Source organism: Variovorax trehalosi (assembly GCF_051216415.1).
Taxonomy (GTDB): Bacteria; Pseudomonadota; Gammaproteobacteria; order Burkholderiales; family Burkholderiaceae_C; genus Variovorax.
Map to the genome: position 1 here is coordinate 1,047,609 of NZ_JBPJZG010000001.1, position 23,568 is coordinate 1,071,176.

Here is a 23,568-nt window from a genome sequence, read left to right on the forward strand (position 1 = left end):
GTGTCTCATGACCGCCTCCACCGCTTTTCCCCGTGTGCGCAGCGCCTTGTGGCTGCTGATTCCGTCCCTGTTTCTGGCCGGCTGTTCGCCGAAACCAGCAGCCGAGGAGCCCGTTCGAGCGGTGAAGCTGGTGACCGTCGGCACCAGCGACTTCGACGCCCAGCCCGAGTTCTCGGCCCAGGTTCAGGCCCGCGTCGAATCGCGTGTGGGCTTTCGGGTGGCGGGCAAGATCACCCGGCGCCAGGCCGAGCTCGGCCAGCACGTGCAGGCCGGCCAAGTGCTGGCCCAGCTCGATCCGCAGGACTACAGGCTGGCCGCCGAAGCCGCCCGCGCCCAGCAGGCCGCTGCGCTCACCAACCGTGACTTGGCGGCCGCCGACCTGAAGCGCTACCGCGAACTGCGCGAGCAGAACTTCATCAGCGGCGCCGAGCTCGAGCGCCGCGAAACCACCTGGAAAGCCGCCCAGGCGCAGCTCGAACAGGCGCAGGCCCAACTCTCCTCGCAGGGCAACCAGGCCAACTACACGACGCTCGTCGCCGACGTGGCCGGCGTCATCACCGCCATCGAGGCCGAGCCAGGCCAGGTGGTGCAGGCCGGCACGCCGGTCGTGCGCATCGCACAGGACGGCGCGCGCGACGTGGTGTTCGCCGTGCCCGAAGACCGTGCTCAGGCGATCAAGCCCGGCTCGCCGGTCACTGTGCGCGGCTGGTCCGGCGGCAATGAGCTGCAGGGGCAGGTGCGCGAAGTGGCGGCCAGTGCCGATGCGGTCACGCGCACGTTCTCGGTCAAGGTCGCGATCGACGCGGCCACCTCGCCCCCGCTCGGCGCCACCGTCTACGCGCGCCCGCAGGCGCTGGCGCACGGCAACACCGCGGTGATCAAGCTGCCGACCAGCGCGCTGCGCCAGGAAGGCGAGGGCACCGCGGTCTGGGTGCTCGACAAATCGACGATGACGGTGCGCTCGCAGACCGTGCAGGTGGCAACGGCCGACGGCAATGAAGCCGTGATCGGTGCGGGTCTCTCGCCAGGAATGATGGTTGTCGCCGCCGGCGTGCACGTGCTCTCGCCAGGCCAGAAGGTCACCATCTACCAGTCCAAGGAGGCGGCCGCGGCCGCCGCCAACGCGAAGGACGTCGTGCAGGCCGTCGAGCCTGTCGCCGCAAACAAGAAGGAGATCGCTGCAGGTGCCGCCAAATGACGGACGGCGCAGAGAACCCCACCGACAAGCCCGCCGGCTTCAATCTCTCCAAATGGGCGCTGGACCACGCGCCCCTCACGCGCTACCTGATGGTGGTGCTGATGGTGCTGGGCGCCTTTGCGTACTTCCAGCTCGGGCAGGACGAAGACCCGCCGTTCACCTTCCGCGCGATGGTGGTGCGCACCTACTGGCCCGGCGCGACCGCGCAGCAGGTGGCCGAGCAGGTCACCGACAAGCTCGAACGCACGCTGCAGGAGGCGCCGTATGCCGACAAGATCCGCAGCTATTCGAAGCCGGGCGAGTCGCAGATCATTTTCCAGATCAAGGATTCCTCGAAGGCCGCGGACGTGGCCAACGTCTGGTACACGGTGCGCAAGAAGATCGGCGACATGCGCAACACGCTGCCGCCTGGCGTGCAGGGGCCGTTCTTCAATGACGATTTCGGCGACGTCTATGGCGTGATCTACGCGCTGGAAAGCGAAGGCTTCAGCTACGCCGAACTCAAGACGCTGGCCGACGAAACCCGCCAGCAGCTGCTGCGGGTGAAGGACGTGGCCAAGGTCGACCAGTTCGGCGTGCAGGACGAGAAGGTCTACATCGAGATCTCGCAAAAGCGCCTCGCGCAACTGGGGCTCGATTTCAACGCGGTGCTTGCGCAGCTCGGCTCGCAGAATGCGGTGGAAAGCGCCGGCACCATCCAGTCGCCGCTCGACGTGGTGCAGGTGCGCGTGGCGGGCCAGTTCACCAGCGTCGACCAGCTGCGCGAGATGCCGATCCGCGGCACTTCGGGCAACCAGCTGAAGCTGGGCGACATCGCCGAGATCCACCGCGGCTACGTCGATCCGCCGGCCGTCAAGGTGCACCACCAGGGCAAGGAAGTGATCGCGCTGGGCGTCTCCATGGCCAAGGGGGGCGACATCATCGCGCTGGGCAAGGCGCTGAAAGTGGCGACGGCGCAGATCGACCAGCGCCTGCCCATCGGCGTGAAGCTCGCGCAGGTGCAGGACCAGCCGGTGTCGGTGGCCAGCTCGGTGAACGAATTCGTCGGCGTGCTGATCGAGGCCGTGGCCATCGTGCTGGCCGTGAGCATCATCGCGCTCGGCCTGCACAAGGGCGGGCGCTTCGGCTGGTACATCGACGTGCGCCCGGGGCTGGTGGTGGCGATCACCATTCCGCTGGTGCTGGCGGTGACCTTCCTCGCGATGAACTACTTCGGCATCGGGCTGCACAAGATATCGCTGGGGTCGCTGATCATCGCGCTCGGCCTCCTGGTGGACGATGCGATCATCGCGGTCGAGATGATGGTGCGGAAGATGGAAGAGGGCTACGACAAGGCCCGTGCCGCCACCTATGCCTACGACGTCACGGCAAAGCCGATGCTCACGGGCACGCTCATCACGGCGGCCGGCTTCTTGCCGATCGGCCTGGCGAAGTCGGTGACGGGCGAGTACACCTTCGCGATCTTCGCGGTGACGGTGATCGCGCTGGTGCTGTCGTGGATCGTCTCGGTGTATTTCGTGCCGTACCTGGGCACGCTGCTGCTCAAGGTGAAGCCTCACGATCCCGATGCGCCGCCGCACGAGCTGTTCGACACGCCGTTCTACAACGGCTTCCGACATGCGGTGGACTGGTGCGTGCAGCACCGGTGGCTGACCATTGGCGCGACGGTGCTGGTGTTCGCGCTCGGCATCTTCGGCATGGGCAAGGTGCAGCAGCAGTTCTTCCCCGATTCGAGCCGGCCTGAAATCATGGTGGACATCTGGTTCCCCGAAGGCACCTCGTTCGCGGCCAACGAAGAGGTGGCCAAGCGCGTCGAGCAGCGCGTGATGAAGGAAGAGGGCGTCAAGACCGTGAGCACCTGGGTCGGCTCGGGCGTGCCGCGCTTCTACCTGCCGCTGGACCAGGTGTTCCCACAGACCAATGTGTCGCAGCTCATCGTGCTCGCCAAGGACCTGAAGGTGCGCGAGCGGCTGCGGCTGCGCTTGCCGGCCCTGTTGGCCGAGGAATTCCCCGAGGTGCGAGGCCGCGTCAAGCTGCTGCCCAACGGGCCGCCGGTGCCGTACCCGGTGCAGTTCCGCGTGATCGGCACCGAGCCCGCGCAACTGCGCGCCCACGCCGACGAGGTGAAGGCGGTGCTGCGCGAGAACGCCAACATGCGCGGCGTGAACGACAACTGGAACGAGTCGGTGAAGGTGATCCGCCTGGAGATCGACCAGGCCAAGGCGCGCGCACTCGGCGTGACGAGCCAGGCCATCGCGCAGGCCTCGCGCACGATGTTCAGCGGCACCACCGTGGGCCAGTACCGCGAGAACGATTTGCTGATCGACATCGTGCTGCGCCAGTCACCGGACGAACGCGAAGCCATCTCGGACATCGGCAACGCTTACATCCCGACGACCTCGGGCCGCTCGATTCCGCTCACGCAGATCGCACGGCCGGTGTTCACCTGGGAACCCGGCGTGATGTGGCGCGAGAACCGCGATTACGCGATCACTGTGCAGGGCGACGTGGTCGAAGGCCTGCAGGGCGCAACCGTGACCGCCGAGCTGCTGCCCAAGCTGCGCCAGCTCGAGGCCGGCTGGCTCGCGGCCGGGCAGGGCGCCTACCGCATCGAAGTGGCGGGCGCGGTCGAGGAAAGCAGCAAGGGCTCGGCCTCCATCGTGGCGGGCGTGCCGATCATGCTGTTCCTGGTGTTCACGCTGCTGATGCTGCAGCTGCACAGCTTCAGCCGCTCGCTGCTGGTGTTCATCACCGGGCCGATGGGCATTGCGGGTGTCGCCGGTGCGCTGCTGGTGCTCGACCGGCCATTTGGCTTCGTGGCGCTGCTGGGTGTGATCGCGCTCATGGGCATGATCCAGCGCAACGCGGTGATCCTGATCGACCAGATCGAGAGCGACCGGGCGGCCGGTGTGCCGGCCTGGGACGCGATCGTCGAGTCGGCGGTGCGGCGCCTGCGCCCCATCGTGCTGACGGCGGCCGCGGCGGTGCTGGCGATGATTCCGCTCTCGCGCAGCGTGTTCTGGGGGCCGATGGCCGTGGCCATCATGGGCGGGCTGATCGTGGCCACCGTATTGACCCTTCTGGCACTGCCGGCAATGTATGCCGCTGCATTCCGCGTCAAGCGGGGGCCAAAAGAGGCCCTGATTAGCGTTTAAAATGCGCGGTTGACCGATTTCAGGCGGGCGGTCTTTGGGTTGCAGGTATCCGGTATCGGGTGTTTGCGGCACCAGGGCCGTCCGCCTTTGCATTCACCTGAAAAATTGGCATCGCGCGGGTGGCGAAATTGGTAGACGCACCAGGTTTAGGTCCTGACGTTCGCAAGAACGTGCCGGTTCGAGTCCGGCCCCGCGCACCAGCCACACCCCTCACAAGGAAGACACCATGACCGTGACCGTTGAAACTCTCGAGAAGCTCGAACGCAAGATCACGCTGACCCTGCCGGTCGGCACCATCCAGAACGAAGTCGATTCGCGCCTCAAGAAGCTCGCGCGCACCGTCAAGATGGACGGCTTCCGTCCCGGCAAGGTGCCGATGAACGTCGTGGCCCAGCGCTATGGCTACTCGGTGCACTACGAAGTCATGAACGACAAGGTCGGCGAAGCCTTCTCGCAAGCCGCCAACGAAGCCAAGCTGCGCGTGGCCGGCCAGCCCCGCATCACCGAGAAGGAAGAGTCGCCCGAGGGCGAACTGGCCTTCGACGCGGTGTTCGAAGTGTTCCCCGAAGTCAAGATCAACGACCTGTCGGGCGCTGAGGTCGAGAAGCTCTCGGCCGAAGTGGGCGACGACGCGATCGACAAGACGCTCGACATCCTGCGCAAGCAACGCCGCACCTTCGCCCAGCGCGCGCAAGACGCCGTGGCGCAAGACGACGACCGTGTCACGGTCGACTTCGAAGGCAAGATCGACGGCGAGCCCTTCCAGGGCGGCAAGGCCGAAGACTTCCAGTTCGTGGTCGGCGAAGGCCAGATGCTCAAGGAATTCGAAGACGCGGTGCGCGGCATGAAGTCCGGCGACAGCCGCACCTTCCCACTGTCGTTCCCGGCCGATTACCACGGCAAAGACGTGGCCGGCAAGCAGGCCGACTTCATGGTCACCGTGAAGAAGATCGAAGCCTCGCACCTGCCTGAAGTCAACGAACAACTGGCCAAGTCGCTCGGCATCGCCGAAGCCACCGTCGAAGGCCTGCGTGCCGACATCAAGCGCAATCTCGAACGCGAAGTGAAGTTCCGCCTGCTGGCCCGCAACAAGAACGCCGTGATGGACGCGCTGGTTGCCAACGCCGAGCTCGACCTGCCGAACGCCAGCGTGCAATCGGAAGTCAGCCGCATGATCGAAGGCGCCCGCGCCGAGCTCAAGCAGCGCGGCATCAAGGACGCCGACAAGGCGCCGATCCCCGACGAAGTGTTCCGTCCGCAAGCCGAGCGCCGCGTGCGCCTGGGCCTCGTGGTCGCCGAGCTGGTGCGCGCCAACAACCTGCAGGCCAAGCCCGAGCAGATCAAGGCCCACATCGACGAACTGGCCGCCAGCTACGAAAAGCCGGCCGACGTGGTGCGCTGGTACTTCAGCGACAACAACCGCCTGGCGGAAGTCGAAGCCGTCGTCATCGAGAACAACGTGACCGATTTCGTGCTCGGCAAGGCCAAGGTCAACGAGAAGTCGGTGTCGTTCGACGAACTGATGGCGCAGCAACAGCAAGGCTGATCCTGTCGCTGACCGCAACGCCAATGGGGCTTGTGCTTTGCGGCACGAGCCCCATTTCACTCAGGCGTACAGTTCATACACAGCGAACGATTCATCTTCCGGAGAGCTAATTCATGATCGCAAACGAAATTCAAGGCCTCGGCATGGTCCCGATGGTCGTCGAGCAGTCGGGCCGTGGCGAGCGGTCCTATGACATCTATTCGCGCCTCCTGAAGGAGCGCATCGTGTTCCTGGTGGGCGAGGTCAACGACCAGACCGCCAACCTCGTGGTGGCCCAACTGCTGTTCCTGGAGAGCGAGAACCCGGAGAAGGACATTTCCTTCTACATCAACTCCCCCGGTGGCAGCGTGAGCGCCGGCATGGCGATCTACGACACCATGCAGTTCATCAAGCCCGACGTGTCGACCATGTGCCTGGGCTTCGCGGCCAGCATGGGTGCCTTCCTGCTGGCGGCCGGCGAGAAGGGCAAGCGTTTCTCGCTGCCCAATTCGAAGGTCATGATCCACCAGGTTCTGGGCGGTGCACGTGGCCAGGCCACCGACATCGAGATCCATGCGCGCGACATCCTGCGCACCAAGGACCAGATGAACCGTATCCTGGCCGAACGCACCGGCCAGCCGCTGGAAAAGGTCAAGACCGATACTGAGCGCGACTACTTCCTCACGGCCGACGAGGCCAAGGACTACGGTCTGGTCGACCAGGTTGTTGCCAAGCGCGGTTGAAGCTGCCCGGCGCCAAATAGCGTCATAGGGCGCAAAAGGCAAAAGACGGCGTTTTCCACACGGGAAACGCCGTTTTTGTTTAGTTATCATTGTCCATACCCTGTCACGAGGCACCTGTCCATGGCCGAAAAAAAAGGCTCTTCCAGCGAAAAAACGCTTTATTGCTCGTTCTGCGGCAAGAGCCAGCATGAGGTCAAGAAGCTGATCGCGGGCCCTTCGGTCTTCATCTGCGACGAGTGCATCGACCTCTGCAACGAAATCATCCGCGACGAACTGCCGGCTGGTGAAGAAGCGCGCGAAGCGCGCAGCGACCTGCCGACGCCGCTGGAGATCAAGACCAACCTCGACAACTACGTGATCGGCCAGGAGCCGGCCAAGCGCATGTTGTCGGTGGCGGTCTACAACCACTACAAGCGCCTGCGCCACAAGGAAAAGGCCAAGGGCGAGGACGTCGAGCTCAGCAAGAGCAACATCCTTTTGATCGGCCCGACGGGCTCGGGCAAGACGCTGCTGGCGCAAACGCTCGCGCGCATGCTCGACGTGCCGTTCGTGATGGCCGACGCCACCACGCTGACCGAAGCCGGCTACGTGGGCGAAGACGTCGAGAACATCATCCAGAAGCTGCTGCAAAGCTGCAACTATGAAGTCGAGCGCGCCCAGCGCGGCATCGTCTACATCGACGAAATCGACAAGATCTCGCGCAAGTCCGACAACCCCTCGATCACGCGCGACGTGTCGGGCGAGGGCGTGCAGCAGGCCCTGCTCAAGCTCATCGAAGGGACCATGGCCAGCGTGCCGCCCCAGGGCGGGCGCAAGCACCCGAATCAAGACTTTTTGCAGATCGACACGACCAACATCCTGTTCATCTGCGGCGGCGCGTTCGCGGGCCTGGAGAAGGTCATCGAAAACCGCACCGAGGCCTCGGGCATCGGCTTCGGTGCTACGGTCAAGAGCAAGGCGCAGCGCAGCATCACCGAAGTGTTCCGCGAAGTCGAACCCGAAGACCTGATCAAGTTCGGCCTGATTCCCGAACTTGTGGGCCGCATGCCTGTGGTTGCATCGCTTGCGGAACTCAGCGAGGACGCGTTGGTCCAGATCCTGACCGAGCCCAAGAATGCGGTGGTCAAGCAGTTCACCAAGCTCCTTCAAATGGAGGGCGTGGACCTCGAGATTCGCCCGGCAGCGCTCAAGGCAATTGCACGCAAGGCCCTGGCCCGCAAGACCGGTGCACGGGGCCTGCGTTCGATCCTTGAACAGTCGCTGATCGACACCATGTTCGAATTGCCGAACGCGACCAATGTCGACAAGGTGGTGGTCGAGGAATCGACCATCGACGAAAACAAGCCACCGCTGCTCGTGTACCGCGAAGCGGCGAAAAAGGCGTAAAGGATTTCGCATGTCTGGTCATACCCCCCTGCCTCCCGAAGCACTCGACCTGCCGCTGCTCCCGCTGCGCGACGTCGTTGTGTTTCCCCACATGGTGATCCCGCTCTTCGTGGGACGCCCCAAGAGCATCAAGGCGCTCGAACTGGCCATGGAGGCCGAGCGCCGCATCATGCTGGTGGCCCAGAAGGCCGCCGCCAAGGACGAGCCCTCGGTCGAGGACATGTTCGAGGTCGGCTGCGTCTCGACCATCCTGCAGATGCTCAAGCTGCCCGACGGCACGGTGAAGGTGCTGGTCGAGGGCCAGCAGCGCGCACGCGTGAACCGCATCGATGACGGCGAAACGCATTTCACGGCCAACGTGACGCCCGTCGAGGCGACCGAAGGCGGCGAGAAGGGCACCGAGGTCGAGGCCCTGCGCCGCGCCGTGATGCAGCAGTTCGACCAGTACGTCAAGCTGAACAAGAAGATCCCGCCCGAGATCCTGACTTCGATCTCGAGCATCGACGATGCCGGCCGCCTGGCCGACACCATCGCCGCCCACCTGCCGCTCAAGCTGGACAACAAGCAGGCCGTGCTCGATCTGGACGACGTCAAGGCGCGCCTGGAGAACCTGTTCGGCCAGCTCGAGCGCGAAGTCGACATCCTCAACGTCGACAAGAAGATCCGCGGCCGCGTGAAGCGCCAGATGGAGAAGAACCAGCGCGACTTCTATCTCAACGAGCAGGTCAAGGCCATCCAGAAGGAGCTCGGCGAAGGCGAAGAGGGCGCGGACATCGAGGAGATCGAGAAGAAGATCAAGCTCGCCAAGATGTCCAAGGAAGGCCTCAAGAAGGCCGAGGGCGAACTCAAGAAGCTCAAGCTGATGTCGCCCATGTCGGCAGAAGCGACCGTGGTGCGCAACTACATCGACGTGCTCATCGGCCTGCCCTGGAGCAAGAAGACCAAGATCAAGCACGACCTGGCCAATGCCGAGGCGGTGCTGAATGCCGACCACTACGGCCTCGAGAAGGTCAAGGACCGCATCCTTGAATATCTCGCGGTGCAGCAACGCGTCGACAAGGTGAAGGCACCCATCCTGTGCCTCGTGGGCCCGCCGGGTGTCGGCAAGACCTCGCTGGGGCAGTCGATCGCGAAGGCGACCGGCCGCAAGTACACCCGCATGGCGCTGGGCGGCATGCGCGACGAAGCCGAGATCCGCGGCCATCGCCGCACCTACATCGGCGCGCTGCCGGGCAAGGTGCTGCAGGGGCTGAGCAAGATCGGCACGCGCAATCCGCTGTTCCTGCTCGACGAAATCGACAAGCTGGGCACCGACTTCCGCGGCGACCCGTCGAGTGCGCTGCTCGAAGTGCTCGACCCCGAGCAGAACCACACCTTCGGCGACCACTACGTGGAAGTCGACTTCGACCTGAGCGACGTGATGTTCGTCGCCACCTCGAACTCGATGAACATTCCGCCGGCGTTGCTGGACCGCATGGAAGTCATTCGCCTCTCGGGCTACACCGAGGACGAGAAGACGCACATCGCGATCAAGTACCTGCTGCCCAAGCAGCTGAAGAACAACGGCGTCAAGGAAGAAGAACTCCTGGTCACCGAAGAGGCCGTGCGCGACATCGTTCGCTACTACACGCGTGAAGCTGGCGTGCGTTCGCTCGAGCGCGAGCTGTCCAAGATCTGCCGCAAGGTGGTCAAGGGCCTGTTGCTCAAGCAGATGACGCCGAAGGTCACGGTCGATGGATCGAACCTCAACGATTTCCTGGGCGTGCGCAAGTACAGCTTCGGCCTCGCCGAGAAGCAGAACCAGGTCGGCCAGGTGGTCGGCCTCGCATGGACCGAAGTCGGCGGCGATCTGCTGACGATCGAGGCGGTCACCATGCCCGGCAAGGGCGTGATCAGCCGCACCGGATCGCTGGGCGACGTGATGAAGGAATCGGTCGAGGCCGCACGCACCGTGGTGCGCAGCCGCTCGCGCCGCCTGGGCATCAAGGACGAGATGTTCGAGAAGCGCGACATCCACATCCACGTGCCCGACGGCGCAACGCCCAAGGACGGCCCGAGTGCGGGTGCCGCGATGACGACCGCCTTCGTGTCGGCGCTCACCGGCATTCCGGTGCGCGGCGATGTGGCGATGACGGGCGAGATCACGCTGCGCGGCGAAGTCACGGCCATCGGCGGACTGAAGGAAAAGCTGCTCGCCGCATTGCGCGGTGGCATCAAGACCGTGCTGATCCCTGAAGAGAACGCCAAGGACCTGCAGGACATCCCCGAGAACGTGAAGAACGGCCTGGAGATCGTGCCCGTGAAGTGGATCGACAAGGTGCTGGAGATCGCGCTCGAGAAGATGCCCGAGCCGCTGTCGGACGAAGAGGTTGCAGCCTCTGCGGCTGCCGTGGCCGAGTTGGCCAAGCAGCGTGCTGGTGCGCCGGCTTCCGAGGGGCCGGTCAAACATTGATCGTGTCAATTTGCCGAGCCCCGAAAAACTGGTATATAATTCGAGGCTCGAAACGCGGGAATAGCTCAGTTGGTAGAGCGCAACCTTGCCAAGGTTGAGGTCGAGAGTTCGAGACTCTTTTCCCGCTCCAGTTTTGAAAAAGGGAAGCAAATGCTTCCCTTTTTTTCGCAAGTTCGGTTTCGTTTTTCTGCGTGGCGCGATAGCAAAGCGGTTATGCAACGGATTGCAAATCCGTCTAGCCCGGTTCGACTCCGGGTCGCGCCTCCACCTTCTCGTTAGACACGATTCGATCCGACAAACACGCCCCGCCAACCACCGTTGCCGGGGCTTGTTTCGTTTGGGTTATCGTCGATGTTCAACCTGACGCCCGGATGGTGAAATTGGTAGACACATCGGACTTAAAATCCGCCGCTTCCTTGATCGGGGCATACGGGTTCGACCCCCGTTCCGGGTACCACATATAGAAAAAGGAGCATTCGATGCCTCGCTACAACGCTCCATTTGAAATCCATGTGCATGGCGACGTGCCATTGCGTCCGGACGTGAGCTTCGAGCAGATCCAGGAAGCGCTCAAGCCGCTCTGGAAATATGCAGGCGCCAAGTCGCTCGCCGACGGCGCCACCAGCACCTACGAAGAAGAACCCGGCATCCGCTTCGAGCAGAAGGACCACACGCTGCAGATCTGCTGGACTGTGCCCGGCGACGAAGACTTCCGCCAGGCGCTCGACGAAATGTGCATGGCCCTGAACGAACTCTCGGACCGCGGCGCCGCCATCGAGGTCACCTTCTACGACACCGACTTCGACGAGGAAGAGGGCGATCCCGACGAAGAATCGCGCGACGATTTCCTGATGCTCTTCGTCGGCCCCAACCCGGCCGCGATCATGCAGGTGCAGCGCGACCTGCTGGTGGAAGACGTCGTCAACCTCATGGAGCGTCACTTCGACGGCGCCGAGCTGGGTGGTGTGGTCGCCGAGATCGATCGCCTCTTCAGCGACCGTTTCGATGCGCTCGTGAACTCGCTCGAGATCGGCAAGCGCCCGCGCGGCACGGGTGGTCCCGGCAGCGGCGGAAGCGGCGGTGGCCACGGCGGCGGTCGCCGTCCTCGCCACCTGCACTAACCCCAACCGCTCGCCCGACGCAAGGCCGCATGGCCCTGTTTCCCGCCTCCGCGCTGCGCCCGGGCGTGCGCAAGCGCGAGGTGTTCGGCTGGGCGATGTACGACTTCGCCAACTCGGGCTACACGACGGTCGTCATCACGGCGGTCTTCGCCGCCTACTTCGTGGGTGGCATCGCGAAGGGCGCGCCCTGGGCCGCTTTCGCGTGGACTGCGGCACTCAGCATCTCCTACGCCATCGTGATGCTCACGATGCCCGCTATCGGCGCCTGGGCCGATCTGCGCGGCGCCAAGAAGCGCGTGCTGGTCATCGCCACCACCGGCTGCGTGCTGGCCACGGCCGCGCTGGCGCTCACGCCGCGCTTTGCAGGTGCCTCGGGCAGTGTTGCACTGGCCATGGCGCTGGTGATCGTTTCCAACGCCTTCTATTCCTACGGCGAGTCCCTCACGGGCGCCTTTTTGCCCGAACTCGCAACGCCTGAAGGCATGGGGAAGGTGAGTGGATGGGGCTGGAGCTTCGGCTACGTCGGCGGCATGCTGACGCTCGGCATCTGCCTGGCCTACGTGCTGTGGTCGCAGGCAAGGGGTCTGCCGGCTTCGCACTTCGTGCCGGTCACGATGGTCATCACGGCCGCGATCTATGGCGCCGCGGCATGCGCCACCTTCGCGCTGCTGCCTGAGCGGGCAGAGCCAAAAACAGCGGGCGATGAACTCGGCGCATGGCAGCAACTGCGCGCCACCTACCGCCAGGCACGCGCCTACCGCGACTTCATGTGGCTGCTGGTCTGCACCGTCTGCTACCAGGGCGGCGTGGCGGTCGCGATCACGCTGGCGGCGATCTATGCCGAGCAGGTGATCGGCTTCGTCGCGAGCGAGACGATGGTGCTGATCTTCGTGCTCAACGTCGCCGCCGCCATCGGCGCTTTCTCGTTCGGCTATATCCAGGACCGCATCGGCCACAAGGTGTCACTCGCAGCCACGCTGGTGGCCTGGATCGCGGTCTGCGTGATCGCCTCGGTGGTGACCACGAAGGAAGGCTTTTGGTGGGCCGCCGCCATCGCAGGGCTCGCGATGGGCTCGAGCCAGTCCGCCGGGCGCGCGATGACAGGCTATCTCGCGCCGCCGCAGCAGCTGGCGGAGTTCTTCGGGCTCTGGACCTTCGCGACGCGGTTGGCCAGCATCATCGGTCCGCTGAGCTTCGGCGCGATCACCTGGGCCACCGGCGGCAACCAGCGCATCGCGATCCTCTCGACCGCGGTGCTGTTCGTGGCGGGATTGCTGTTGCTGCTGCCGATCGACATGCGGCGCGGCCGCGAGGCCGCGCTGCGCAGTTCGTAGATCAGGGCAGCTTGTCGCCGAACAGGCTGTTGTTGGTCAGCGGCCAACCCACTGCCGGTGCATAGCGAATGGTCCAGTTGGCCGGGTTCTTCACGCGAGCCGCGAAGGCGCCCAGGTCCGAGCGGTCCAGCGATCCGGTGTAGATCGCATTGGTCTGGTTGGCTGGCGACACCGTGAAAGAGAAGCCCGTGCCCGCTGTCGTGATCGCATCGGGAATGGTGCCGGCGGCACCGCCCAACGTAAGGCTCGCAAGGAAGTTGCCGACCGCCGTGATCTTGCCGGCCTTGCCGGGCGTCAGGTTCTCGATGGTGCCACCCGTGAAGGCGTAGACCGTCTCGGACTTGCCGATGCCGCCCGGCGACCCCAAGGTGGTGCCCTTGTCCGCGATCGGATTGCCCGTGACGTCGGTCTGGATGGTCACGATGGTGCCGGCGGGCAGGTTCTGGTCGGCGGTCCAGACGAAGGCGGTTTCGTTCGTGATGTCAGTGAACTCGAGCACGCCATCCTTGCCGCGGTCGCGGTCGGTGAACATCACTTGCGTGCCGCCGTTCACGGCCTTGAGCAGCACGAAGGCATAGGCATCCGGCGCCTCGGCATTGCCTGCCATGAACAGCAGGTCGCCAGCGACCAGTGGCGTCGGCGCGCCGGCCGTCACAAAGCTCTGCTTCGTGGCGTCAGCGATGCCCGCATAGGCGTTGCCGACGGGGTCGGTGATGGCATTGGCGTCCACCGTCACGTAGTAGCCCGTGTCGGCCGTGAGCTTGGTGGTCGGCACGAGCGTCAGTACGTTGAACGCCAGTTGCACGCGGGCGGCCGGGCTGGCGGCGTTGAAGGTCTCGACCACGCTGCCGTCGGCCTTGTGCAGCACGATGTTGCCCGCGCCGAGGCGGATCGCCTCGTTGAAGGACAGCACGATCGACGTGTCGAAGTTGACGCCCACGCGGCCCGCGGTGGGCGAGGCGGTCTTCAGCGCCGGGCCGGCCGTGTCCACCCACGGCTGGCCCAGGCGCACGACAAAGCCGTCGAACTTCTGGTCGGCCGCGTCGAGGTCCTTCGATGCCTCGGTCTGGCCCGGCCAGACGGTGTCGCCGTTGTCCAGCAGCAGTTGCACCTGCGTGCCGGCCTTCACCGGACCCGGCACTTCAACGGTCGATTCGAAGCTGCCGCCCGTTTCCTTGCGCAGTTTGTCGAGGTCGTTCGACAGTTCGACCGGCGCCGTGCCCGGATTGCCGTTCCACGAGAAGAGCGCGAAGTTGCGGTCCACGTCCGGGCTGGCCGCGCCAGCGGGGCCGGCCACGATCAGGTAGTTGCCGTCCGTGCCCTTGTCGATCGAGCGGATGCCGCGGCCGCCGAGCTCCAGCTCGATGGGTGCGCCGAACGCCGCCTGCGTGGCCGTGCCGCCCACCAGCGCGGCGTAGTTCTGCACCGGCACGATCAGGGCCTTGACGCGCGTTGACGCGCCCGTCTGCGGTGCGCGGAAGCCCAGCCACAGGGCGCTGTCGCCCGGTGCGCTGGTCATGCCTTCGATGGAGAAGCCGTCGACGCGCTCGGGCACGATGCCCGCCGCAGCGGACACGGCAAAGCCGAAGTGATTGGCGCCCAGCCCGTGGGTGTTGTCCTTGTCCCAGGCGATCAACTGCGCCTCGAGCAGCGAGAACTGCCCCACATAGCTGAACGTGGTGGCCGCGCCCGTGCCTGTGACCTTCACCGCGAAGAGGTGCGAGCGGTCCGCGGCTGCATCGCCGCCGTCCTTCTTGTTGCTGTTGGAGCCGGTGAGGTACAGCGTGTCGCCGATGCGTGTGCCGGCCTCGAGGTCGAGCTCCTTGCCGAGCTTCGGGCCCTCGAGCTCGTAGCTCCATTCCTTCACCGCGGCGCCGCCGCCACGTGGGTACACACGCAGCACGTTGGCCTCGTCATCGGCCACGAGCATGAAGTTGTCGGGCAGGGCGAAGGCGGTCGATGCGTCCGACGAGCCCTCGGTGGTACCGGCGTTGGGGGTAAACGTCGCCTTGGAGACCAGTTGGTCCGGCTCCGGTGCCGGCGGCGGCGCCGCGGGCGGCTGAGCGGCGGGCGGAGGCGCGACACCGATCGGCGGGAATGCAATGCCGCCTCCGTTGCTACCGCCGCCGCATGCGGCCAGTACGAGAGCGAGAGCACTGGCGAGCAGCATGGGCTTGAAGGGAATGCGGGAGGCGGAGAGAGAGTTCATGGTGCGCGGTTGTTGTTCTGGACAAACCGCGCATGCTGGTACTTTCGTGTGACGGCGCCGTGAAAATGCACCGCCGTTCAGCTCCCCGTCAGGGGGATTGCTGTAGCAGCGACTTCGGCACCTTGAACCGCTCGCCGTCGTAGCGCAGCGTCACCGTGCTGAACTTTGCAGGAAGCGTCTTCTCGATGCAGCCCTGGTCTTCCTGCTCCTGCGCATGGCTCTGCACGAGGGTGCGGGACAGCTGCAGGTCGGCAAAGCCGTTGCTGGTCGCCTTGCCGACCGACAGCATGGTGCGCAGCTTCTCGAAGTGGCCGGTGCAGGTCGAATCCCAGCCGCCGTTGTCGTGGTCGAGCTCGATCTCCTGCAGCACCTCGCGCAGCTTGTTGCCGTGCTGCACGTAGAGGCGCACCGTCTCGCTGGCCAGCGGACTCGACGGTGCGCTGCTGCCGCGATAGCGCACGCGCACGCCGAAGGCGCGGGCGTCAGAGGCCAGCACGTAGCGCGAGGTGTCGATGCGGATGTCCTGGATCGCGGTGGTGGCGTCCTCGTCGAGCGCCTCGGGCTGCAGGAGGCGACCGATGACGGTGTCGCGCTCGGTGTTGCCGTTGTCGGGCCGCTGGATCAGCAGCACCTCGAGGTCGAAGACCTTGGCGCCCTTGTCGGTGGTTTCGCGCGGCATCGGTAGCACCACGATGCTGCGGCCGGGGAAGGCCGGCCACACCTTGCAGGCCGCGAGCCGTTCGTCGAGCGGGCGCTTGGGATACAGCTTGGCGTGCATGCGCTCGGCGAGGCCGCTTTCGCAGGCGGCATGGCTCAGGCCCGTGGCACAGAGGCACAGCAGGAGCAGGGCGTGGCGCAAAAGGGGGCCCATGACGGCGGTTGTTTCAGGCGGAAGTCGCCTTTGTACCTTGCGGTGAGGTTTGCAGCCAGCGCGCGGCGGCCACTTCGAGCACGGACTGGTCACCGCTGCTCTGGAGGATCAGCCCGCCTTCGCCGTCCGCGAGACGGCCGGCGGCCGCCAGCACGCGCCGCGTCTGCTGCGCGACCGGCGCGCCGGTGTCGATGAAGCGCAGCGTGGGCGGCGCATGGCGCTGGAGTTCGTTCTTCACGAGCGGGTAGTGCGTGCAGCCGAGCACCACGGTGTCGACTTCGCCGGGCGTATCGCCGAAGGGGCCGGCCTCCGCCATGTAGCGAGCACAGAGCGTCGCGATGGCCTCGGTGTCGAGGCCTTCGATGGCCTTGACGAGCCCGTCGCACGGCACGGAGCGAACGACAGCGGAGCCGGCAAACGAATCGCGCAGGGCCGCGTACTTGGCGCTGGCCAGCGTCCCGCGCGTGGCCATCACCGAGATGTGGCCGGTGCGGCTCGTCGCCACCGCGGGTTTGAGCGCGGGCTCCAGGCCCACGATGGGCAGCGCCGGATGTTCCGCACGCAGCAGGTGGATGGCCGCGGTCGTCGCTGTATTGCAGGCAACGACCAGCGCCTTGATGCCGTGCTCGGCGATCAGCTGTTCTGTCACCCTGCGTGACCGCTCGATCACGTAGGCATCGCCGCGCTCGCCATAGGGCGCGTAGGCCGCGTCCGAGAAATACACGAAGCGCTCGCGCGGCAACTCGGCGCGCAACGCGGCGAGCACGCTGAGCCCGCCTACGCCGCTGTCGAACACGCCGATCGGTTTCAAGGCCTCAGGCCTCTTCCATCATGATGGTCTTGAACTCGCCGCTGGCGATACGCTTCTGCCACTCGGCCGGGCCGGTGATGTGCGCGCTGGTGCCGCCCGCGTCTACCGCCACCGTCACGGGCATGTCGACCACGTCGAATTCATAGATCGCTTCCATGCCCAGGTCCTCGAAGCCCACCACCTTGGCGGTCTTGATGGCCTTGCTCACCAGGTAGGCGGCGCCGCCCACGGCCATGAGATAGGCGCTCTTGTGCTTCTTGATCGCCTCGATCGCGACCGGGCCGCGCTCGGCCTTGCCGATCATCGCAATCAGGCCGGTCTCGGCCAGCATCATCTCGGTGAAGCCGTCCATGCGCGTGGCGGTGGTCGGGCCGGCGGGGCCCACGGCTTCGTCGCCGACCGGATCGACCGGGCCGACGTAGTAGATGACGCGGTTTGTGAAGTCCACCGGCAGCTTCTCGCCCTTGGCCAGCATGCCCTGGATGCGCTTGTGCGCGGCGTCGCGGCCGGTGAGCATCTTGCCGTTCAAGAGCAGCGTGTCGCCGGGCTTCCAGCTCGCCACTTCGGCGGGCGTGAGCTTGTCGAGGTTGACGCGCTTGCTCTTCTTCTCGTCGGGCGCCCAGTTCACGTCGGGCCAGAGGTCCAGCGACGGCGGATCGAGGTACACCGCGCCGCTGCCGTCCATCACGAAGTGCGCATGGCGGGTGGCCGCGCAGTTGGGGATCATCGCCACGGGCTTGCTCGCCGCGTGCGTCGGGTACATCTTGATCTTGATGTCCAGCACGGTGGCCAGGCCGCCCAGGCCCTGCGCGCCGATGCCCAGCGCATTGACCTTCTCGTACAGCTCGATGCGCAGCGCCTCGACCTTGGTGAGTTCGGCGCCCGAGGCCTTCTTGGCCTGCAGCTCGTGCATGTCCAGGTCGTCCATCAGGCTTTCCTTGGCCATGAGCGCGGCCTTCTCGGCGGTGCCGCCGATGCCGATGCCCAGCATGCCCGGCGGGCACCAGCCGGCGCCCATGGTGGGCACGGTCTTGAGCACCCAGTCGACCACGCTGTCGCCGGGGTTCAGCATCACGAGCTTGCTCTTGTTTTCGCTGCCGCCACCCTTGGCCGCGACCGTCACTTCGACGGTGTTGCCCGGAACGATCTCGGTGAAGATCACCGCGGGCGTGTTGTCCTTGGTGTTCTTGCGGTCGAACTGCGGGTCGGCCACGACCGAGGCGCGCAGGGTGTTGTCGGGGTGGTTGTAGCCGCGGCGCACGCCTTCGTTGATGGCGTCGTCCAGGCTGCCGGTGAAGCCGCCCCAGCGCACGTCCATGCCCACCTTGAGGAACACGTTGACGATGCCGGTGTCCTGGCAGATCGGCCGGTGGCCCGTGGCGCTCATCTTGCTGTTGGTCAGGATCTGCGCAATGGCGTCCTTGGCCGCGGGGCTCTGCTCGCGCTCATAGGCACGGGCCAGGTGGGCGATGTAGTCGGCGGGGTGGTAGTAGCTGATGTACTGCAGCGCGGCGCTGATCGATTCGATCAGGTCGGCCTGCTGGATCGTGGTCGTCATGGTGGGGGATCTTTTTAGGTGTGGAAACGCCCCCCGATTATCTCAGCGCCGGGTTTCGCCGGCCGGGGCCATCAGGCGGGCCCCGCCGCGCGCATGCCCGCTGCCAAGAAGGGAATCATCTCGCGCAGTGCCTTGTCGAATTCGCGGCCGTTGCTCGCGCCGTCGGAGATCACTTCGAGCCGGCCGGTGTCCGCCAGTACGTACTGGTAGGTGCCCAGGATGAAGATGAAGCGCCAGGCGACCTGCTCCTGGGAAAGCCCGGGCAGGCTGCGTGCGAAGGCGCGCACGAAACGCCGCGATGAGTCGTCGTAGAGCGAACTGCGCAGCTTGTCGCCGAAGCGCGTGCCGTTGAGCTGCAGATGGGCCTGCATCCGCAGGAAGTTGCGCCCCCTCGCGCCGCTGAGCGCGAGCGCCACGGCCGGCGACAGGAAGATCTCGATCAGGCGCTCCAGCCCGATGGGAAGGCCGTCCTGCAGCGCTTCTTCCGCATCGAGCAGCCGCATGCGCTCGTCCACCAGCGGCTGGCCGCCGCGCATGTAGGCCTCGAGGAAGAGGGCGTCCTTCGACTTGAAGAAGTAGTGAATCATTCCCTGGTTGACCTTGGCCAGGTCGGCCACCGCGCGCAACGAACAGCCTTCGAATCCGTGTTCCGCGAACAGCCGCTCGGCCGCGCGAAGGATGGCTTCGCGGCCATCCGCCTTGCGAGGTGCGCGAGGGGCCTCGGGCTCTGGCGCTTCGGCCGTGGAGGCTTTGGGAGTGGCGGGCATCGAGGATCGCGATCGCGCGGGCTGCGGGGAGGGATCGATGGTAACTGGCCTTGCCGATAGCTCTGTTCCACGGCTATTATTAGTCGATCGACTAACTAATAAGCCCGGCGAATGAACCGCCGATGGAGACCCGATGACTCTGTTCAACTTCCTGCGCGGCGGTGCGGCCGCCTTGTCCCTGGCCTTGCTCGCGGTGGCGTCGGCTTGGTCCCAATACCCCGAGCGCAGCGTTCGCCTGGTCGTGCCTTACCCCGCGGGCGGAGGCACCGACAACATCGCCCGCGTGCTCGCGGACAAGCTCTCGCAGCGCATGGGCCAGCCCTTCGTGGTCGACAACCGGGGCGGCGCGAACGGCAACATCGGCGCCGACGCAGTGGCCAAGGCGCGGCCCGATGGCTACACGCTGCTGCTCGCGGGCCTGGGTCCGCTGGCCGTGAACCCGGGTCTGTACGCACGCATGCCCTACGACCCGGCACGCGCGTTCGCGCCCATCGTGCAGGTCTCGTCCGCGCCGCTGGTGCTGGTGGCGGGCCCGGGGGCTCCGACTGGCGACCTGCGTCAGCTGATGGCCTTCGCGCGCCAGCATCCGGGGCAACTGACCCTGGCCAACGCTGGTGAGGGCTCGCCGCACCACATCTGCGCCGGGCTGCTCGCCCGCGAAGCCGGCGCCGCCGTGACCCATGTTCCGTACAAGGGCGCGGCCCCCGCCATCACCGACCTGCTGGGTGGCAGCGTGCAGGCGCTGTGCGACAACGTGGGCACCATCCGGCCCTTCATCGAATCGCGCAAGGTGCGGCCCCTGGCCGTTTCCACCCGCGCCCGCACGAGCCTGCTGCCCGAGGTGCCCACCTTTGGCGAGGCCGGCTTGCCGGGCATCGACTTCTCCTTGTGGTTCATGCTGGTGGCGCCGGCCGGCACGCCCACCGACGTGGTGGCGCGCCTCAATCGCGAGGCGAACGCGATCCTCGCGCAGCCCGATGTGGCCGCGAAGTTCCGCGAGTTTGCCAACGAGCCCGCTGGCGGCACGGTGCAGGCGGCCGCCGCGCACCTGAAGACGGAAACGCAGCGCTGGCCCGGACTGGTCAAGTCCATCGGCTTGGTGCAGCAGTGAGGCAGGGGCTCCCATGCAACTGATCGACCTGTCCGTCGCCATCGAGAACGACCTGCCGGTGGACCGCCCGGGCAACGGGCCCCGCATCCGTTACCAGCACCACCACGAAACCTTCGCGGCCCTGGCCAAGCCGTTCGCCGGCCTGCGGCCCGAGGACCTGCCCGATGGCGAGGCCTGGGCGGTGGAGCGCATCGACCTGTCCACCCACAACGGCACCCACATGGATGCGCCGTGGCACTACGCCTCGACCATGGACGGCGGCCAGCCCGCCGCCACCATCGACGAGGTGCCGCTGGACTGGTGCCATCGCCCCGGCGTGAAGCTGGACCTGCGCCACCTGCCGCACGGCCACGTCGCCACGGCCGATGATCTGGCCGCGGAACTGCGGCGCATCGGCCACGCGCTGCAGCCGCTGGACATCGTGCTGGCGAACACGGCCGCCGCCGCGCGCTACGGCCAACCCGACTACCTCGACAGCGGCTGTGGCCTGGGCCGCGAGGCCACGCTCTGGCTGACGCAGCAGGGCGTGCGCGTGGTGGGCACCGACGCCTGGTCCTGGGACGCCCCTTTTTCTCACACCGCCCGGCGTTACGCCGCTACCGGAGACGCCTCCCTGATCTGGGAGGGGCACAAGGCCGGACGAACGACGGGCTACTACCAGATGGAAAAACTGACCAACCTCGATCTCCTGCCCGCCAGCGGCTTCCACGTCATCTGCTTCCCCATCAAGATCCACAAGGCCTCGGCCGGCTGGGTGCGGGCCGTGGCGGTGCTGCCATGAGCGCCGCGCCGGGCCGCCCCAAGCAAGCTGCGCACCGCAGTGCGAAGCACGAAGGTACTTCAATGACCGGCGTACCGGACGACACCTTGCTGGGTACCTGGTATCTGCGCGAGGCCTGCGCCGTGGACCCACGGGGCGAACGTCTTTTCGACGTCTACGGCGCCCGGCCCTCGGGCGTCATCCACTACGGCGCCGACGGCCGCATGACGGCGCTCATCACCCACGATGCCCGCGCGCGCCTTTCCGGCTCGGACCGGCAGGACGCTACCGACGAGGAGAGCGCATCCGCGTACAGGTCGTCCATCGGCTATGCGGGGCGCTACGTCCGGGAGGGCGACTGGATCGTGCACCACGTCGACATCTCCACCTACCCGAACTGGGTGGGGGCCCGTCTGCGCCGCGAGGTGCGGCTGGCCGGCGACACCGTCGAGCTGCGTACCGCGCCACAGCCGCAGGCGGGTGTCGAGACCGTCCTGAAGCTCGTCTGGCAGCGCGCGCCCGTGGGACTGGATGCCGTGCCCGAACCTCTTCGCATACCTACCCCATCGATCAAGCCATCGACCAAACCATGATCAAGCCTTCCCGAAAAGTCATCATCACCTGCGCTGTGACCGGCGCCATCCACACGCCGACGATGTCGGACGCGCTGCCCTACCGGCCCGAGGACATCGCCGGGCAGGCCATCGAGGCGGCCGAGGCCGGCGCCGCGGTGCTGCACCTGCATGCGCGGCATCCGGAGACGGGCGCCGTCTCCATCGATCCGGAACGCTTCCAGGCCTTCCTTCCCGCCATCAAGGCCGCCACCGGCGCGGTGGTCAACCTGTCGACTGGCGGCAGCCTCAACAACACGGTGGCTGAACGCATCGCGCCGGCGCTTCGTTTCTCGCCGGAGATGTGCTCGCTCAACATGGGGAGCATGAACTTCTCCATGCACCCGCTCGCGCAGCGCTACAAGGAATGGAAGTTCGACTGGGAAGAGTCCTACCTGCGCGAGTCCGACGGCTACATCTTCCGCAATACCTTCCGCGACATCGGCATGGCGGCCCGCGCGCTGGAAGCGCATGGCATCAAGTTCGAGCACGAGTGCTACGACGTGGGCCAGCTCTACAACCTGAAGTTCTGCATGGACACCGGCCTGTTCAAGGCCCCCGTCTTCATCCAGTTCGTGCTCGGCATCCTCGGCGGCATCGGCGCGGACCTCGAGAACCTGGTTTTCATGAAGCGAACCGCCGACAAGCTCTTCGGCTCCGGCTATCAGTGGTCGGTGCTGGGCGCGGGGGCCAGTCAGATACAACTGGCTGCGGCCGCCGCGACATTGGGCGGCCACGTGCGGGTGGGCCTGGAGGATTCGCTGCAGATCGCGCGCGGCGAACTGGCGACTTCGAACGCGCAGCAGGTCGCAAAGGTGCGCCGTCTGCTGGAGGAGCTGGGCCATGAGATCGCCACGCCCGACGAGGCGCGCGCCCTGCTGGCGCTCAAGGGCGCCGACCGGGTCGCCTTCTGATCCCGGCTGCGCGGCCGACGGCTACTGCGCCGCGGCCCTCGCCTCGGCGATCCAGCCGTCGAACAGCGCCTGATGCACCCGGATCCACCCATCCGCATGCCGCTCCACGTCCTGCTGCGTATTGGCGCCTTGGCTCATGCGCAGGTTCTGCGCGTTGATGTCGCCGATCGGCAGCTTCATCACTTCGAACAGCTTGCCCGCCGCCGGGTTGTTCTCGACGAAAGCCTTGTTCGCGACGATCTGCTCCCGGTTGGCCTGGAAGCCGTAGTTCCTTCCGTTGGGCAGTTGTGTGTCGGCCTGACCTTCCTGGGAGGACGAGAAGGGCACCTGCAGCCACACCACGTCCGCACCCGGGCGCAGCACGGCGCTGACCCAGTACGGCGTCCACGTGTAGTACAGCACCGGCTTGTCCTGCTTGAAGCGGGCGATGGTGTCGGCCATCAGCGCGGCGTAGCTGCCCTGCTTGTGGGTGACGGTGTCGCGCAGCCGGTAGGCGCTCAGGTGGTTCTCGATGGCCAGCTCGCAGCCCCAGCCGGGGTTGCAGCCCGTGAGGTCGGCCTTGCCGTCGCCGTCCGCGTCGAACAGCTTGGCGATGGCCGGGTCCTTCAGCTGCGCGATGTTGGTGATGTTGTATTGCTCGGCCGTCTTGCGGTCGATGAGGTAGCCCTGCACCGCGCCGTCGGAGTACACGCCGGTGCGCGAGAGCTTCGCGTCGCCGCCGCTGTTCTTGTAGAAGTCGGCGTGCAGCAGGCTCCAGTGGTTGGCCATGAAGGTGGCATCGCCATTGGCAATCGCCAGGTGCTCGGTGGCGGGCTCCAGATCCTTCATGGGCTCGACCTTGTAGCCGAGCTTCTCGAGGGCGCGCATCACCAGCAGCGTCTGGAAGGCTTCTTCGGCGAGCGAGCTCTTGAGCGGCTGCACGGTGACGCCCTTGCCGGGCAGGTCGTTGGCGGCGTGGGCCAGTTGGGCGGCCAGGCCGAAGGCGACGAAGCCGAGGGCCAGAAGGCTGCGGGCGATGAGACTGGTTTTCTTCATGCGTTGT

At 66.1% G+C, this 23,568-nt stretch carries 18 protein-coding genes and 4 tRNA genes; 16 read left to right on the forward strand and 6 right to left on the reverse strand.

Going from position 1 to position 23,568, the window contains the following annotated elements:
* The first annotated feature begins 7 nt into the window (after positions 1-7).
* The 12 genes from ACSFA7_RS04910 (at position 8) to ACSFA7_RS04965 (ending at position 12,914) form a co-directional block, all read left to right on the forward strand.
* Positions 8-1,198 carry an efflux RND transporter periplasmic adaptor subunit gene (locus ACSFA7_RS04910; protein WP_435498342.1) on the forward strand — a complete coding sequence of 397 codons (1,191 nt, stop codon included), beginning with the start codon at positions 8-10 and terminating at the stop codon, positions 1,196-1,198.
* The gene (locus tag ACSFA7_RS04915) at positions 1,195-4,353 is read left to right on the forward strand and encodes an efflux RND transporter permease subunit (protein ID WP_435498343.1); all 3,159 of its coding nucleotides are present in this window, start codon (positions 1,195-1,197) and stop codon (positions 4,351-4,353) included. Before ACSFA7_RS04910 ends, ACSFA7_RS04915 begins: the two co-directional genes overlap by 4 nt.
* 113 nt (positions 4,354-4,466) lie before the next feature.
* A tRNA-Leu gene (locus ACSFA7_RS04920) sits at positions 4,467-4,553 on the forward strand.
* A gap of 26 nt (positions 4,554-4,579) precedes the next feature.
* Positions 4,580-5,899, forward strand: coding sequence for a trigger factor (gene tig / locus ACSFA7_RS04925; RefSeq protein WP_435498344.1), 1,320 nt, complete (start codon positions 4,580-4,582; stop codon positions 5,897-5,899).
* 113 nt (positions 5,900-6,012) lie between these two features.
* Positions 6,013-6,621 (forward strand): ATP-dependent Clp endopeptidase proteolytic subunit ClpP, encoded by a 609-nt coding sequence (clpP, locus tag ACSFA7_RS04930; protein WP_013541834.1) that lies wholly within the window; start codon positions 6,013-6,015, stop codon positions 6,619-6,621.
* A gap of 120 nt (positions 6,622-6,741) precedes the next feature.
* Positions 6,742-8,007 (forward strand): ATP-dependent Clp protease ATP-binding subunit ClpX, encoded by a 1,266-nt coding sequence (gene clpX / locus ACSFA7_RS04935; protein ID WP_435498345.1) that lies wholly within the window; start codon positions 6,742-6,744, stop codon positions 8,005-8,007.
* Between the two features lie 10 nt (positions 8,008-8,017).
* Positions 8,018-10,459: an endopeptidase La gene (gene lon / locus ACSFA7_RS04940; RefSeq protein ID WP_435498346.1), complete on the forward strand. Its 2,442-nt coding sequence runs from the start codon at positions 8,018-8,020 to the stop codon at positions 10,457-10,459.
* 54 nt (positions 10,460-10,513) lie between these two features.
* A tRNA-Gly gene (locus ACSFA7_RS04945) sits at positions 10,514-10,589 on the forward strand.
* 63 nt (positions 10,590-10,652) lie between these two features.
* Positions 10,653-10,726: transfer RNA gene (locus ACSFA7_RS04950), tRNA-Cys, on the forward strand.
* 98 nt (positions 10,727-10,824) lie between these two features.
* Positions 10,825-10,916 (forward strand) — tRNA-Leu (locus ACSFA7_RS04955).
* Between the two features lie 22 nt (positions 10,917-10,938).
* Positions 10,939-11,580 (forward strand): DUF6806 family protein, encoded by a 642-nt coding sequence (locus tag ACSFA7_RS04960; protein ID WP_206178930.1) that lies wholly within the window; start codon positions 10,939-10,941, stop codon positions 11,578-11,580.
* A gap of 29 nt (positions 11,581-11,609) precedes the next feature.
* Positions 11,610-12,914 (forward strand): MFS transporter, encoded by a 1,305-nt coding sequence (locus ACSFA7_RS04965; RefSeq protein WP_435498347.1) that lies wholly within the window; start codon positions 11,610-11,612, stop codon positions 12,912-12,914.
* A 1-nt stretch (position 12,915) separates the two neighbouring features.
* On the opposite strand, the gene ACSFA7_RS04970 is transcribed toward ACSFA7_RS04965, so the two are convergent.
* From ACSFA7_RS04970 to ACSFA7_RS04990, 5 genes are all read right to left on the reverse strand, one after another.
* Positions 12,916-15,123, reverse strand: coding sequence for an Ig-like domain-containing domain (locus ACSFA7_RS04970; RefSeq protein ID WP_435498348.1), 2,208 nt, complete (start codon positions 15,121-15,123; stop codon positions 12,916-12,918).
* Between the two features lie 88 nt (positions 15,124-15,211).
* On the reverse strand, positions 15,212-15,994 hold the full coding sequence (locus ACSFA7_RS04975) for a PA3715 family protein (protein ID WP_435498349.1): 783 nt from the start codon (positions 15,992-15,994) through the stop codon (positions 15,212-15,214).
* A gap of 13 nt (positions 15,995-16,007) precedes the next feature.
* Positions 16,008-16,805: a glutamate racemase gene (gene murI, locus ACSFA7_RS04980; RefSeq protein ID WP_435498350.1), complete on the reverse strand. Its 798-nt coding sequence runs from the start codon at positions 16,803-16,805 to the stop codon at positions 16,008-16,010.
* A 4-nt stretch (positions 16,806-16,809) separates the two neighbouring features.
* Positions 16,810-18,363, reverse strand: coding sequence for a fumarate hydratase (locus ACSFA7_RS04985; protein WP_435498351.1), 1,554 nt, complete (start codon positions 18,361-18,363; stop codon positions 16,810-16,812).
* A gap of 71 nt (positions 18,364-18,434) precedes the next feature.
* Positions 18,435-19,130 carry a TetR/AcrR family transcriptional regulator gene (locus ACSFA7_RS04990; protein WP_435498352.1) on the reverse strand — a complete coding sequence of 232 codons (696 nt, stop codon included), beginning with the start codon at positions 19,128-19,130 and terminating at the stop codon, positions 18,435-18,437.
* A 133-nt stretch (positions 19,131-19,263) separates the two neighbouring features.
* Here ACSFA7_RS04990 and ACSFA7_RS04995 point away from each other — a divergent pair, with 133 nt between their 5' ends.
* From ACSFA7_RS04995 to kce, 4 genes are all read left to right on the forward strand, one after another.
* Positions 19,264-20,241 carry a Bug family tripartite tricarboxylate transporter substrate binding protein gene (locus tag ACSFA7_RS04995; RefSeq protein WP_435498353.1) on the forward strand — a complete coding sequence of 326 codons (978 nt, stop codon included), beginning with the start codon at positions 19,264-19,266 and terminating at the stop codon, positions 20,239-20,241.
* A gap of 13 nt (positions 20,242-20,254) precedes the next feature.
* Positions 20,255-21,022: a cyclase family protein gene (locus ACSFA7_RS05000; RefSeq protein ID WP_435498354.1), complete on the forward strand. Its 768-nt coding sequence runs from the start codon at positions 20,255-20,257 to the stop codon at positions 21,020-21,022.
* Positions 21,023-21,084: 62 nt separating this feature from the next.
* Entirely contained in the window at positions 21,085-21,594 is a 510-nt protein-coding gene (locus ACSFA7_RS05005; protein WP_435498355.1) for a lipocalin-like domain-containing protein, read from the forward strand.
* Positions 21,591-22,526 (forward strand): 3,5-dioxohexanoate:acetyl-CoA acetone transferase, encoded by a 936-nt coding sequence (kce, locus tag ACSFA7_RS05010; RefSeq protein ID WP_435498356.1) that lies wholly within the window; start codon positions 21,591-21,593, stop codon positions 22,524-22,526. Before ACSFA7_RS05005 ends, kce begins: the two co-directional genes overlap by 4 nt.
* Positions 22,527-22,547: 21 nt before the next feature.
* On the opposite strand, the gene proX is transcribed toward kce, so the two are convergent.
* Complete coding sequence (proX, locus tag ACSFA7_RS05015) at positions 22,548-23,561, reverse strand: glycine betaine/L-proline ABC transporter substrate-binding protein ProX (protein WP_435498357.1); 1,014 nt, start codon at positions 23,559-23,561, stop codon at positions 22,548-22,550.
* Positions 23,562-23,568: the final 7 nt, after the last annotated feature.